The following is a 13,306-nucleotide window of genomic DNA, read 5'->3' as shown; positions in this document are numbered from 1 at the left end:
CCGCACCGAACCCCATGGGGCACCGGTTGCCGATCTTCCTATAACTTATTACCACCGAGGCGACCCCATTACCGCCGAGGTAATTCCAACGGCCCCGGGGCCTCCACACACCTTCAGAAGCCCCCATGGCCGGGGCCGTTTTTAAGGTGGCTACCGATAGCCCATGCCGCCGATAGGCCCTTTTACGTTTCAGTTGAAATCCGGTCGTCCGCTGCGCCGCGCCCGCCGCCGGAGGTGCATGACAGCGAGCTAGGAACCGGCTCGGGAACAGGCATTGGGTGTCTTCGAGTCGCGCAGTGCTTCATGCAAACGAATGATGTTTGTGCGATGTATCTCAGTTATCTGCGACATTATGGAGACTTGACAGGGAGCGACGGCATGGCACCTGCCAACGCAAAGCCCCAAGCCCTTGGGCCCTCAAGCGCATTGAAAGAGCGTGACACCGGGATGATCCGTTTCACCCCTCGATCGGGCGGAGCAGTTGTCGACGGCGTTGAGTGGAATGCAGTGCGGGAGGGGCCGCTGGATGATGGCGGCCCAATCAATCCTTTCGAAGGGCTGCCCCTCGAATTTTCCAGCATTCCGGCGATCGAACATCTGGGCCGCGTCGTTGACCGTTTTCCTCATAGAATCTGCCTCGATGACGGAACGAACCACCTGACATTTGCGCAGCTTCATTCCGTCGCGGTCAAATTGGCTAATCTCCTCTCTGCTCTCGTCACTGCAGGACAAGCAGTCGGGCTGATGATGCCGAGCTGCATATGGCAGCCTGTTGCGATGATCGCCTGCATGGCGGCAAATCGACCTTGCCTTCCCCTAAACTGCCGTGATCCAGTCAGTCGCAACATCGAAATTTCGACGGACGCACGACTCACCCTTGTGATCGGTTGCGTGAAGGATGCTCCGCCGAGTTTCGCAAACCTTGCGGGTATGCGCTGGATCGATATCACAAATTTGGCCGACGATGAAAATGGCGGCTCCGTCGCTTCCCTTTCGCACTCCGTCGATGAGCCGGCTCTCATCCTATACACGTCGGGAAGTACCGGACGTCCGAAAGGCATCGTGAACAGCCAACGCAGCCTCCTCCAGCGCGTATTGCAGTATGTGAACGCAGCCCATCTGACGCACGAAGATGTGTTCTTACCGCTGAGCGGGCCCACCACCATTGCCGGCTGCAGGGAAATGCTGACGTCACTATTGATCGGTGCGAGGCTCTACATAGTGGACATCGAGGCACTTGGCCTCCATGGGACGCGGCAGGCAATTGGCTCGCAGTGCGCTACGGTCATTTATTCCGTTCCCACGCTGCTCCGCGCCATGATCTCTGCCGGACATCACGACGATTTTCAGTCAGTGCGAATCCTCAGAATTGGCGGCGAGAAGGTCTTAACGGCGGACATCGAGTTTTTTCGTCAGGCGATGCCGCGCGCTTACGTTCAGATCGGCTACTCTTCGACGGAGACGACAGGCTCCCAGTGCTTCCCTCCGGCACAATTCGCCGAGGGTGCCATTGCGGCTCCGGCGGGGTGCCTGCTGCCGGGGATTTGGTTTGCCGTGGTTGGCGACGATGGAACTTCCGTTGCACAAGGCAAATCCGGCGAGCTCATCATATCCAGCCCCTTCGTAACGCTCGGGCGATGGGAAAAGGGGGTACTGATTCCATCTCGCATTGATCCCACCGACCCGAAGCGTCGGATACACGCTACAGGCGATCTCGTCATGTTCGATGATCGAGACGTCATGCACATTGTCGGTCGTAAAGACCGGCAGATCAAGGTCAATGGAAGACGCCTCGAACCCGCGGAGCTCGAGGTTGCGGTTCGCCGGATTCCACACGTGACCGACGCGGTCGCCGTCGTCACGGTTGTGAGCGAATTGGTGATCTTTGTCGTTCTTGAACCCAACTCCCGAATTGCATTCCCAGGTGCAATCTGGGAAGCCATCCGCAGGACTGTTCCGGGATCGCTTCACCCCAAGCGAATACATGAAATTGCGAACATCCCCCGACTTGAGGGCGGCAAAATCGATGTCGTCGCCCTGCGTGCCCACGATGAAGCTTTCGCCGGAACCCGTCTCGTCTCGCCCGCACGACAGGCACCAGATGAACTCCGTTATGCGTACTCGGCAGTCGAGCAGGGATGGAAACGGGTGCTTGGTACGCGGAGCGCGGTAGGCTCGTGGGATGAAGCGGGAGGAAATTCTCTGCAGCTTCTCCAGCTTGTCATGGAATTGGAAAACCGAATTGGCAGGCAACTTGACCTCAGAGCATTTGCGTTGGACGCGGACGTAGCCCGTATGGCTGCCGCGGTGGCCCGCGCACTTGGCGAGGATGCGGATCTGGATTGTGACCAATCAAGCAAGCCGCCGTTGTTTCTGGTGCCGGGTTCAGTCGGTTTCGGTCCCAGCTTAATCGCTTTCGGGGCCACGTTGGACGATGTGGCCCAAGTCACCACCGTCCGATATCCGGCTCTGAATGCGCTCTTATCCGGGCAATCAGAAGTCGCAGACATGGCGGCTGCAGCCATGGAGCAGATCTGCCGCGTCCAGCCCAGTGGCGACGTAAGGCTTTTGAGCTATTCGCTGGGAGGTGCAGTTGCTTTCGAGCTCGGGCGTCGACTCATAGCCGAGGGTAGGAAAGTAAGGTTTTTCGGCATACTGGACACCAATGTGGGAAATGAATTTAGCGGCTACGCGGAAACAATCAGCCGGACGCTTCAGCGCATCCGGACTCACCGAGTTACCATCTACAGGATGCTCTGCCGTTCCTTTACCAAGATCCTTGTGCGCTTGGGTCGAGAGCAACTGCTCAGGCGCGTGCTCGAGTTCAGGCAATGGAAGTTCGCTCCAGCTACCCACTTCATGCTCACGCTGGAGGCAGAGGAAGTTTTGCGTATGCGCGCGTTTCGGGATTGGGTCCATCAAGCCCATGAGCAACTGCCAATCACCGGCACGCTTTTCTCCTGCAGACGCCCCCACGTCGCTCCGCGCATGGGCTGGGATCGACTGGTGGAGCGAGTGGAGGTCATTCCAGTCAGTGGTGAACACCTGGACCTCATCGTTGAACCACATTTGGCAATCAATCAGCCGCTGATCGAAAGAGCTCTGATCGCAACCTACCGAACGTCGGCGATCCGCTAAGCGTCTAAGGGGGCAAACCCCCTCGTTCCTCCAAGGACAATTGGCCCGGCATCGATGCCCTCGATGCCGGGCTTTTTCGTTTTGTTTCAGGTCGGGAGGTCGCTGGCGAACGCTTAGAATTCTCGCGTCATCGCCGGATGCGTCCGGTTCTTCACCTTGATCCAGTCTTTCGACCGACCGGCGCCATAGCGCCGGTCGCGGCGCTTCGAGACCAGGCCTTCAAGGCCCATGCGGCAGGCCGCGCCGAACAGGTCCGGGCCGATCTCGCCGGCCTCGAATGGCGCGACGAGTATGCCGTCCGGCCGACCGCGCAGTAGCCGCGCCAAATTGGTCTTGCGCATCGTCAGTGGCAGCTGGCGCAGGTCCTCGCCGCCGACCGCGAGGATGTCGAACACATAGAGTTGCACTTCGTCATCGTGCCGGCGCGAGTGCAGGGCGTTGAAGTCCGATGCGCCATCGACGCCGAGCACCACGGCCTCGCCGTCGATGACGAATTGCTGCTCGCGGTTCTTCAGCGCGGCCTCGACGATCCAGGGGAAGCGCTTGGTCCAGTCGTGGCCGTTGCGGGTGAAGAGCCGCACGGTCTTGCCCTGGCGTTCGACGCGCAGGCGATAGCCGTCATATTTGATTTCGTAGATCCAGTCGGGTCCGGTAGGCACCACCTTGGCGGCGGTCGGCAGGCAGAATTCGAACGCTGTACGCATAGGGCTCAGATAGGGTGTGAAGCCCGCAGAAGAAAGGGCCGCCTTTGTGGGGCGGCCCTGTCCAAAGTCTATCGACGCCGGTCAAAAAAATTGGTTCGAGCAAAGCCAGCCCCGGGAATGAAAACAACTAAGGATACAAACACCGCGCCCGGTTGAAGGCATGGAAGCAGCGGTTTGTGTCAGGAATATTTCGTCGGCTCTGTTCCGCGCAGGAACTCTGATAGCGTTGCACAGCGCAACGGCGGAAGCCCACAAAGTTAATCTGGGACACCCAACATTTGTTAGAGCCTGCGACGAATCCCGGGGCGGAGAATATCCACGGCGCCCCAGCTTCGAGCCGGTGCGTCGTGGCGGTCCCGGTGTCTCCGTTCCCCTCCAGCCCCGAGGCGCTTGGGGCCGCTCACATCAGTCGAAGGACCTCAGTGCCGCCAGCCGTCCTTGTCGACCTCGACCCGAAAGCCTTCCGGCATGCGTGGCACTTCACCTTCGCCAACAGCGTTGCAGGCCGGGCAGGGCGCGCCAGCGCCGCCACAGGGGCAGGCGCGCGGGCCGTCCCAAGGGCGGTCCGGGTGGTTCTCGCAAACCAGCCGAGATCGTCGCAGTTAACGCACGTCGTGGTCGTGGCACCGGCTTACCCTCGCTGGACATCAGGCGACCCAGTGCAATGGCAGCGCGCTAGCTGCATGTCGAAGCGCCTTGTGGCGTTGGCGGCGATGAAGTCTTGCAATGCAGACGAGATCTCGGCGTCCGTATCGGCCGCGCGCCGGGCCAACGCATCGGCTACATCGGAAGTCGCATCCCGCGACCACCCCTCGACGGGATTGAAGGATACAATTCGGACCGGATAGGCGTACTGGCCGGACAGCAGATTTTGCAGGATCGTCTCGAGGTCGGTGTCAGCCTCGTCCGTCTTGCGCCAGGCGCAACCGGCGCGCGCGCCGAAGTCTTCAAGCACTAGATAGATGTCGCGGTCGAGGCGGTCGGCCGGCACGATCGAGGGCGAGGAACGCATACGCTGCTCCGATAAGACAACGGAGAGACGGCCCCGGCTGCAGGGGCTTAGGGGGGTAGGCCGGGGCCGCTCCGCCAGCTCTGCCGGCGAGCCAGCGACGACTCAAATATCAGCCGCCCTTGTGGTTCCTTTTCCAAACTGAAGGGGGCGCTTCCGTATTTAACCAGTGTCATAAGACTGATTTTAACGGGGGCTAACATAGTAGAAGGCAAGCCAGCGGGGAAGGCGCTCCTGTGACCCGCACGGCCAACAGAAGGCAGAGCCAGTGATCAACATTGCTGAGTGCCGAGAACATGCTGACCACTACAAGCGACTTTCTGGCGCGAGCGGCATTTCCAAAGATCGCGCCGACGTCCTGAAAAACATCGCCCGAACTTATGTGGGTTTGGCTGGCCAACTGGACAGACTGGCTTCTCTCGCGAGGGACGAGCATAGGTAGGGGACCGGCCTGCTTTCGGCATCAGTCGCCTAGTTTGATTTGGGCGTGGTCTGTTTTACGAAAGAAACAATTTGAGGTTGGCGTCGTTCTGGTCTGATGAGACGGTATTATTTTGATATCGGAGAGGGTGACGAGATTTTCTCGGATGAGGAAGGTCTGGAACTCTCAACCGTAGAGAAGGTGCAAGAAGAGGCGGCGCGCTCGCTGGCCGATATGGCCCGAGATGCCGTTCGGACCCCCGGGGACGGCAGCCACCAGATGTCGATTGAAGTCCGGGACGACGGCGGTCCGGTGCTCCAGCTCAGATTCACATTCGAGGTCGAACGGCGCAGGCAGTGAGGCTGCCTCCGTTTGCGGTCTTGTCTTGTTAGATCTTCAGGTTGTCGTGTTCCTTCTGTCGGGAACCCGAGTTCTGGTTTATGGTCCGGAGATCACCGCCCCGTCCGAGGCGCCTATCGGTGACTGAGAGTGCTTCACGCTCCCGCCCTCTATGCCGAGGGGGAAGCCATGTGTGAGAAGTGCGTTCAGTACGACGACAAGATCGCCCGGTATCGGCGCCTGTCGCTCGGAATCAACGACCGACAAACGCTGGACGGAATTGCAGTCCTGATCGCACAGGCGACGGACGCAAAAGCCGTCATCCATCCATTCCCGCCCAAAGACTGAGGACGGGCTATTTGTGCGGCGAGGTTTCGCCTTTCATAGCTCCTTGCTGGCATTCAGGCGTTCGCCGTTGCATGTTTGTCCCTATGAGAGACGCGCGAAGACTTCCTGCTTAAGCTAGCGACGGTTTTGGATGACGTCGGGTCGAACCAGAAATTGATAATTCGGGACCGTTACATCGAGCGTGCGTTTGGCGGCACGCGTGCCATCGCGATTGCAGAGGCGGAGGTCTTTGCCCGGGCGCACGGCTGCACTTTTCGCTACAACCGCATCAAGCGCCAAGGAGAGTTCACCCGTGCTTATCCGGCAGGCGGCAGGGCGTGAGGTGGCTCGTCGAGTGCGCGGGCTACTGCTGGTCGTTGGGTGCGGAAAAGCAAGTCCGGCGGCCGGTTCACGCTGGCGGGCCAGAACTTCAAGTAAGCATCCAGACGGAGAAAACGACACAGAGGCAGCTTGCACCTATGAATGCGAGACCCAAAAAGAAGCGCTCGGCAAGGTCCATTTCCATGGCGTTCCCCTCCGGCTGCCCGCGATAAGTAACATTCAATTGTGATCCGAGGTCCCCGCGTTATCGCGTGGAACTTGTGTTCACTAGGGCACAGACCACGGAACTGCCCGCGCGTTAGGCTGCAAGAACTCAAACCCAACGGTTAGGACCCGTAAGATCGAGGTGTGTCATGCAGCGACGCCGTCGTTTTAAACAAACTGTGTCCCTCGAAGAACGTCTTGCCCAAGAAGCCGCACGCTTAAGAGAGCTAGCCAAGAAGCTCCCTGCCGGCTTCGAGCGAGAAGCTTTCCTCCGCAAGGCCAGACAGGCCGAGACCGGCTCGCACTTGAGCGAGTGGTTGAGATCACCCGGACTGCAGCCGCCAGAATAGGAACACGCGAACATTTCTTCTATGCTCTCCCTCGAATGAGGGCGGCTTATGACCCGGTACTACTTCGACATCCGGGACGACACTGGTTTGTACCCGGACGAGGAAGGTCTGGAATTCGACACTCAGCAAGAGGCCGAGGTCGAAGCCGCTAGGTCGCTTGCGAACTTGGCAAAGGACTTTGCCACCATACGGCAGGACGTTTCCGTGGAAGTGAGGACAGAAGTTGAGCGGGTGTTTCAAGCCGCATTCATTTTCGACAGAAGTAGGATGAAGCAGTAAGGACGGTTCCTATTTGCGAGTCAGCAGATCTTCCCCAGGCGGCATCAGCTTCACGTAGGTGCCGCTTTCATGCTTCGATAACCAGCCGCGCTCGATGGCGTATCTGAGCCCGGCGCCGAACTCTCTCCCGCTGCCCTTCAGCTCGAACATGAACTGCGCGTTGATCCGCTCGATATAGATGCGGCCGTCCTGAACAGCTTCGATCTTGGCCGCGATCTCGACGAGCTTGCGCGCGGCCGCTTCCGGCTCCGCGTAGGGTCGCTCTGCGGCGTGATTCATCGGTATGTTCCGTTGGCCGCCCGCGCGGCGGTAATGTGTGCGCGGTGGGGGTAGCTCTCCGCCGGTTTCCAGCTGTCGAATGTGGTCCCGCAGACGCAGCGCATGAGCGTGTTTCTGATCTCACTGTCGAGCTTCTCGCCACGCGCCCGCTTGGCCGGAACCTCAGCGCGCCAGTCGCGATCTTGGCGCCATTCGGCGAAGGCACTTTCGGGAATTGTAGGCAGTAGCCCGGTCCATGCGGCTTCGAAGGCCTCGCGCGCGGCTTCGTGTCATTCGGCCTGCAATATTGACCCCCTAAGCCGGGGGATCGGCGTCCAAAATTGACCCCCTATAGGTTGGTCTGTTGCGCTGCCTGCTTTGGAATGAAGCAGGTGGTCGAGGATGCTGATCGTGGAGACGATTGCGCGGATTCGGCGCGAGCACTTCATCAAGGGCAAGACGATCAAGGAGATTGCCCGTGACCTGAAGGTGTCGCGGAACACGGTCCGGAAGGTGCTGAGGTCAGGAGAGACCTCCTTCGAGTACGAGCGGCAAGTGCAGCCGCGGCCAAAGCTGGGACGATGGGCAGTAGAGCTCGACGGACTGCTGGCGGCGAACGCGGCCAAACCGGCTCGTGAACAGCTGACGTTAATCCGGATCTTCGAAGAGCTGCGCAGCCGTGGCTATGACGGCGGCTACGATGCGGTGCGGCGTTACGCCAGGCGGTGGAGCAAGGAACGCGGGCAATCGACCGCGGCTGCTTATGTCCCGCTAAGCTTTGCCCCAGGCGAAGCCTACCAGTTCGACTGGAGCCACGAGGTGGTCTTGCTGAGCGGCACCACGGTGATGGTGAAGGCCGCCCATGTCCGGCTCTGTCACAGCCGCATGCTGTTCGTGCGGGCCTATCCGCGGGAGACGCAGGAGATGGTGTTCGACGCCCACGACCGGGCGTTCGCCCTGTTCAAAGGCACCTGCACCCGCGGCATCTACGACAACATGAAGACCGCCGTAGAGACGATCTTCGTCGGTAAAGGGCGTCTCTACAATCGCCGCTTCCTGCAGATGTGCAGCCACTATCTGGTCGATCCGGTCGCCTGCACGCCAGCGTCGGGCTGGGAGAAGGGGCAGGTCGAGAACCAGGTCGGGCTGGTCAGGGAACGCTTCTTCACGCCGCGGCTGCGGTTCAAAAACCTCGACGAGTTAAACGCCTGGCTGCTCGACAAATGCATCGCCTACGCCAAGGTTCATCGCCATCCGGAGCTGGTCGATCAGACGATCTGGGAAGTGTTCGAAGCCGAACGCCCCAAACTCGTTCCCTATGCCGGCCGCTTCGACGGCTTCCATGCGGTGACGGCATCGGTCTCGAAGACCTGCCTGGTGCGCTTCGACAACAACAAGTACTCGGTCGCAGCCAGCGCAGTCGGACGACCGGTCGAGGTTCAAGCCTATGCCGATCGCATCGTGATCCGTCAGGATGGACGCATCGTTGCCGAGCACCCGCGATCCTTTGGCCGCGGCGATACCGTCTACGACCCCTGGCATTATGTGCCGGTGCTCGCCCGCAAACCCGGCGCCTTGCGCAACGGTGCTCCCTTCAAAGACTGGGTGCTGCCAGCCGCGATCGAGCGGATCCGGCGCAAGCTTGCCAGCACCGACGACGGCAATCGGCAGATGGTCGACATCCTCAACGCGGTGCTGACTGACGGTCTGCCCGCGGTGGAAGCGGCCTGTGCCGAAGCGCTCAGTCACAGCGTCCATTCGGCCGATGTCGTTCTCAATATCCTGGCCCGTCAACGTGAACCCGCCCCACCGGCCAACATCATGACGCCGGCCGCACTGACGCTCCGTCATGCACCGATCGCCGATTGTGCCCGCTACGACAACCTCCGGAGGACCATCTGATGGAACGAACCCAAATCTTCGACCTCATGGGCGAACTCAAGCTCTACGGCATGAAGGCTGCCTTCGACGAGATCATGGCAACTGCCGTCAAGCGCCAGCACGAACCTCAGCGCATTGTCGGCGACCTGCTCAACGCCGAGATCAACGAGAAGCAAGCCAGGTCGATCAAATACCAGCTCACCATTGCCAAGCTTCCGCTTGCCAAGGACATCGCCGACTTCCAGTTCGACGGCACGCCGATCAATCAGACTCTCGTCAATGATCTTGCTGGCGGCGGCTTCATCGCCCAACAACGCAACGTCGTGCTGGTTGGCGGCACCGGCACAGGCAAAACCCACCTGGCCATTGCCATCGCCAGAAGCTGCATCCGATCCGGTGCCCGCGGCCGCTTCTTCAACGTAGTCGACCTCGTCAATCGCCTCGAGACCGAGACCCGCAACGGACGGCAAGGACGGCTCGCCGAGCATCTGACCCGGATGGACTTCATTGTGCTGGATGAACTCGGCTATTTGCCCTTCGCCCAGTCCGGTGGCCAGCTTCTCTTCCACCTCGTCAGCCGGCTCTATGAGCGCGCCTCCGTCATCGTGACCACCAATCTCGCCTTCGGCGAATGGCCGAGCGTGTTCGGCGACGCCAAAATGACCACCGCGCTGCTCGATCGGTTGACCCATCACTGTGACATCGTCGAGACCGGCAATGACAGCTGGCGCTTCAAAAGCCGCGACGACGATCACGCCACCCGCGCTCGTCTCGTCTCCGCTATCCCGGCCAGCTCCAACGAGCCGAGCGCTACCGTCAAACCGCGGCGCACGAAGGGGTCACAATTGGACGCCGATGAGGGGTCAAATTTACAGGCCGATTGACATAGTGGTCCAAAGCGCCCGGCAAAAGCTTGTCCAGCTTTTCGATGTGTGTGAGCACATTCACCGTTTTGAACTCAGGAGACTGCTTCAACCATTCTTCGTCGCGGCTGGAGAAGATCCTGTTCATCGTGAGTTCATCAAGCCCCTTCAGATCCTCGGCGTTGAGTAGCTTGGACACACGCCCTTCGAAATCGACAAGTAGGGCAACGGTTTCAACGAGCGCTCGTGTGCAGAGAAAGGCCGGTAGCGGCATCGCCTCGTTCCAGGAGAGTGCCGTCCCTTCGGCAAGTGCTACGATCCTATAGAGCACAGCCTCGGCGAAGGTCTCAATTTTCCATGCGATTTTTTATCGGGCCAGGTGACCGGCCACGGAAATCGTTGATCGGCGTCGTTTCGCAAGCCTTACAATTTCATCATTGATAGAGGTCAGCGCCTCGGCGTCGCGCGGAGCGATGTCGTCAGTTATTTGGAACTGCTGGGCTGACAACGTAGGCATCTGAATGTCCGAATTGAAGCCGCATCCAACCGCAACCGAGGCGTGAACGCAAGCAGGAGTGCAGCGCGTCTGCGAGACTTTGGACGTAGGGAAAAATACGGGCGCGCAGACAAGTAGCGAGGAGTCCGCTTTAGTCCTCCCACTTGCTCCTTGGGGGCGGCACGAACTCAAATCTGGAGCTTGGCCGATTGGTTGGCTCAACCCGCCGTATTGTCCAGCGAGATGTGCTGCCAACCATAAGAGAACGCGACCACCACAGGCCAAAACCGGGCGCCCATCAACTCGCTGATCTTCGGCAAGCCCTGCTTGTCTACCAGGACTTTAGCGATTCGCTTCCAGTCCGGTGAGCCACGCATTCCGCCACGAGATTAGAATCTATATCCCAGCGCCATGTTCACGGATGGAGCCGCTGTTGGGAATCGAGTGTCCTGTAAGTTCGGCCTCTGCTCTTAGGAAAAGGTTATGGAAGTTGCGCTCAATGCTGGCACCTATAGAGACTAAGGGCGCGTAGCCGTTGATAAGAGTCACTGTCGTAGTCGGTCCATTGCCTTGTGACGCACACGAGTTGGCCAAGTAGTCGATGCCACCCGTTGAGTTCGGCCTCTGAACAATAGTCGGCCTGTAGCAGTAGACCGACCTGGAATCGTCGGCGGTAGAGATCGATTCTGATTTCTCGATACCAGCACCGGCCCGTCCGTAAAACAACCAGTCACTGGCTGTGAAACCAACCCTAAACGAAGCATCGATGGCGTAGGGCCTTCGGTAACTTGCGCTATATCGATGAGCAGAGAACAAAGTTACCGCGTCGGTGGAAATGCCACCACCAAGCCCGCACCCCCAGCACGAGCCGATTAAGACGGGCAACGGCGTTGAAATTGGAGATGATTCCACCGAATCCTCCACCTTCGCGAAACTATAGCGGCCTCGCAACTCGGCCCCAATCAACAGATGGCCTTCGACGACATTGTAGCCTGCGAAACCACCAACCGACGCCCCTTGTACAACTCCGCCGGGTGCGTATGGCGTCGCGCCGACAACGCTTTGGCGGCCGGTCCCCATGGCTGGGATGTCATACCCGCCCGAAAGACCAACGTAACTCCCCGCGAACGGGGAGGGTCGGGAAGGCGTTAGAGGCGGAGTGGGCTTTATCACCGCGGATGGCGGACCGAGGCTGGCAATCGGCTTAATCCGCTCGATACGCGCGGCCGCGTCATAACACGCAAGTCGGTCCTTTCTGAAATGTCCGCGCGCGCCGGCAGCCCCCACATTGCCACCACCGCGGCAATTATCAAAAGACGCATAATGAAAATTCCCTCACAACCCCGCCGCCACCATAGGGCGAGCAAAGCTGAGGGGGCAACTAGTCTTTGGTTTGGCGTTGGGGGCGCGAAATATGCCTCAGACTGGCTTCTGCCCTCTCGGTGGCGGGACAATTTGAATCCGGGACGGTGGGGCGTATTCAGGAATGCTGCCGCTCATTGGAACGCACTGCCATCCATAAAAGAACGCGACCACCGCAGGCCAAAAGCGACCGCCCATCAACTCTTTGATCTTCGGCAACCCCTCTTTGTCCTCCAGGACCTTGGCGATGCGCTTCCAATCTTTGGCCCGGTCACCCAGCACCGCGCGCGAGATCTGAGCCTCAGTGGGGTAGAGGGGCATGTCGTGGGTCGGCTCGCGCGATCTTCGGGTCTTATTTTCGTGCTCAGCAGTCGTCATTTATACTTCTTGATCCGGTGCTCTTGCATAACGCGCGCGGCTCGCACGCGCACTCGCTGCATCATGTCTTCCTTCGCTTTGGCCGCGGCAAGCTCCGATTCAAGCCGTTCGTAGATCGGAAGATAAACCTCGCCACCCAGTGGCGCTCGCGCCATCTCAAAGGCAACCGGTCGAGGCACCATTCCAGCGTGGCGACGGTGATTGGGTCACCGTCTTTCCATGGCGGGCTGCTCTTCGCGGATCGTTTGGCCATTGTGATGTGCCTCCCGCGCTTATCGTGGAGCGCAGGGAGTGGGGGCGTCAACGCTGCGCCAATCTCACGACGACCCACCCGCGTTTGCCGCACAAAAGAAACGGGAGGCCGAAGCCTCCCGCCTGCTCAGATGAAGCAATGAATGATTGCGGCGATTGCCCAAAGGCAACCAGCAACATTCACGTTCACGCGAACGTCGACTCGGTGTGTTGGCTTTTTCACAGCCAGCCCTCCGGGTCGGGCGCGCCTCGACCCTTGAAGGTTGAGGAGTTGGCCGCCATCGGAACGGAAAAAAACCGCCGTTCATGTGCTCGCATCGGCCTGCCGTCCGCGTTACGTACCGCTTCTAGCAGTCCCACGTCTCTTCTGGGTGCCTAGACATCGCGTCCAGGCGGGTGGTCGACACGGGATCACCCCACATCGACGCCCCCAGCGTGGGGCGACAGTTATCGCCTCCGGGTCGCGGACTTGAGAAGTGTCCGGTCCGGATTCGGCCGCCGCTGATACCAAGCTATAGGAGCCGGGTGGGATGCGAAAGTGCAGGTTGCGAGATCAACCTTGGGAAAAATACGGGTAACGCCCTAACGTGCAACGTCTAGCCGTAAAAACCCACGATAAAACGTATGGCAAAGAACGCCCCAGCGGCGACGGTCACTGTCGCGCCGATCGCAAGCATCACTCTCAAGCTCTCGTCCATGGTAC

10 protein-coding genes and 1 pseudogene are annotated in these 13,306 nt (G+C 59.7%); 7 read left to right on the top strand and 4 right to left on the bottom strand.

From position 1 onward, the window contains the following. Window positions 1-378: 378 nt before the first annotated feature. A complete protein-coding gene (locus AB7290_RS22395; RefSeq protein ID WP_441253856.1) occupies window positions 379-3,138 on the top strand; it encodes an AMP-binding protein in 2,760 nt (919 codons plus the stop codon). A 113-nt stretch (window positions 3,139-3,251) separates the two neighbouring features. Here AB7290_RS22395 and AB7290_RS22390 read toward each other — a convergent pair whose 3' ends face one another. Together AB7290_RS22390 and AB7290_RS22385 are read right to left on the bottom strand one after the other, a co-directional pair. Beyond that, window positions 3,252-3,842, bottom strand: a complete 591-nt coding sequence (locus AB7290_RS22390) for an ATP-dependent DNA ligase (RefSeq protein WP_441253854.1) — start codon at window positions 3,840-3,842, stop codon at window positions 3,252-3,254. A 631-nt stretch (window positions 3,843-4,473) separates the two neighbouring features. Beyond that, the gene (locus tag AB7290_RS22385) at window positions 4,474-4,854 is read right to left on the bottom strand and encodes a hypothetical protein (protein ID WP_441253852.1); all 381 of its coding nucleotides are present in this window, start codon (window positions 4,852-4,854) and stop codon (window positions 4,474-4,476) included. Window positions 4,855-5,389: 535 nt separating this feature from the next. Between AB7290_RS22385 and AB7290_RS22380 the strand changes: the two genes are divergently transcribed. The 4 genes from AB7290_RS22380 (at window position 5,390) to AB7290_RS22365 (ending at window position 7,113) form a co-directional block, all read left to right on the top strand. Further along, window positions 5,390-5,632 (top strand): DUF6894 family protein, encoded by a 243-nt coding sequence (locus tag AB7290_RS22380; RefSeq protein WP_441253850.1) that lies wholly within the window; start codon window positions 5,390-5,392, stop codon window positions 5,630-5,632. A 129-nt stretch (window positions 5,633-5,761) separates the two neighbouring features. After that, entirely contained in the window at window positions 5,762-5,959 is a 198-nt protein-coding gene (locus AB7290_RS22375; RefSeq protein WP_166341785.1) for a hypothetical protein, read from the top strand. Between the two features lie 674 nt (window positions 5,960-6,633). Further along, window positions 6,634-6,834, top strand: coding sequence for a hypothetical protein (locus AB7290_RS22370; RefSeq protein ID WP_224517253.1), 201 nt, complete (start codon window positions 6,634-6,636; stop codon window positions 6,832-6,834). A 48-nt stretch (window positions 6,835-6,882) separates the two neighbouring features. Beyond that, complete coding sequence (locus tag AB7290_RS22365; protein ID WP_166341789.1) at window positions 6,883-7,113, top strand: DUF6894 family protein; 231 nt, start codon at window positions 6,883-6,885, stop codon at window positions 7,111-7,113. Window positions 7,114-7,122: 9 nt separating this feature from the next. Here the strand turns inward: AB7290_RS22365 and AB7290_RS22360 are convergent, their stop codons facing one another. Then, entirely contained in the window at window positions 7,123-7,392 is a 270-nt protein-coding gene (locus tag AB7290_RS22360) for a hypothetical protein (RefSeq protein WP_166341791.1), read from the bottom strand. A gap of 381 nt (window positions 7,393-7,773) precedes the next feature. On the opposite strand from AB7290_RS22360, the pseudogene istA reads away from it, so the two are divergent. Together istA and istB are read left to right on the top strand one after the other, a co-directional pair. Continuing rightward, window positions 7,774-9,264 (top strand): annotated as a pseudogene (istA, locus tag AB7290_RS22355) (IS21 family transposase); the annotation flags it as partial. A gap of 8 nt (window positions 9,265-9,272) precedes the next feature. Continuing rightward, on the top strand, window positions 9,273-10,136 hold the full coding sequence (gene istB / locus AB7290_RS22350) for an IS21-like element helper ATPase IstB (protein WP_441253413.1): 864 nt from the start codon (window positions 9,273-9,275) through the stop codon (window positions 10,134-10,136). Between the two features lie 1,894 nt (window positions 10,137-12,030). Here istB and AB7290_RS22345 read toward each other — a convergent pair. Continuing rightward, entirely contained in the window at window positions 12,031-12,351 is a 321-nt protein-coding gene (locus AB7290_RS22345; RefSeq protein ID WP_441253848.1) for a hypothetical protein, read from the bottom strand. Between the last annotated feature and the right edge of the window lie 955 nt (window positions 12,352-13,306).

This window comes from Bradyrhizobium sp. 613_E4_N2_2, from assembly GCF_052075995.1.
Lineage (GTDB): Bacteria > Pseudomonadota > Alphaproteobacteria > Rhizobiales > Xanthobacteraceae > Bradyrhizobium > Bradyrhizobium barranii.
Note: the sequence above shows the minus strand (reverse complement) of the source record. Positions and strands in the feature narration are given on the sequence as shown.

Coding starts and splice junctions, on each gene's coding strand:
- istB (WP_441253413.1), top strand. CDS start 9,273: ATGGAACGAACCCAAATCTTCGACCTCATGGGCGAACTCAAGCTCTAC.
- AB7290_RS22385 (WP_441253852.1), bottom strand. CDS start 4,854: ATGCGTTCCTCGCCCTCGATCGTGCCGGCCGACCGCCTCGACCGCGAC.
- AB7290_RS22390 (WP_441253854.1), bottom strand. CDS start 3,842: ATGCGTACAGCGTTCGAATTCTGCCTGCCGACCGCCGCCAAGGTGGTG.
- AB7290_RS22380 (WP_441253850.1), top strand. CDS start 5,390: ATGAGACGGTATTATTTTGATATCGGAGAGGGTGACGAGATTTTCTCG.
- AB7290_RS22365 (WP_166341789.1), top strand. CDS start 6,883: ATGACCCGGTACTACTTCGACATCCGGGACGACACTGGTTTGTACCCG.
- AB7290_RS22360 (WP_166341791.1), bottom strand. CDS start 7,392: ATGAATCACGCCGCAGAGCGACCCTACGCGGAGCCGGAAGCGGCCGCG.
- AB7290_RS22345 (WP_441253848.1), bottom strand. CDS start 12,351: ATGACGACTGCTGAGCACGAAAATAAGACCCGAAGATCGCGCGAGCCG.
- AB7290_RS22395 (WP_441253856.1), top strand. CDS start 379: ATGGCACCTGCCAACGCAAAGCCCCAAGCCCTTGGGCCCTCAAGCGCA.
- AB7290_RS22370 (WP_224517253.1), top strand. CDS start 6,634: ATGCAGCGACGCCGTCGTTTTAAACAAACTGTGTCCCTCGAAGAACGT.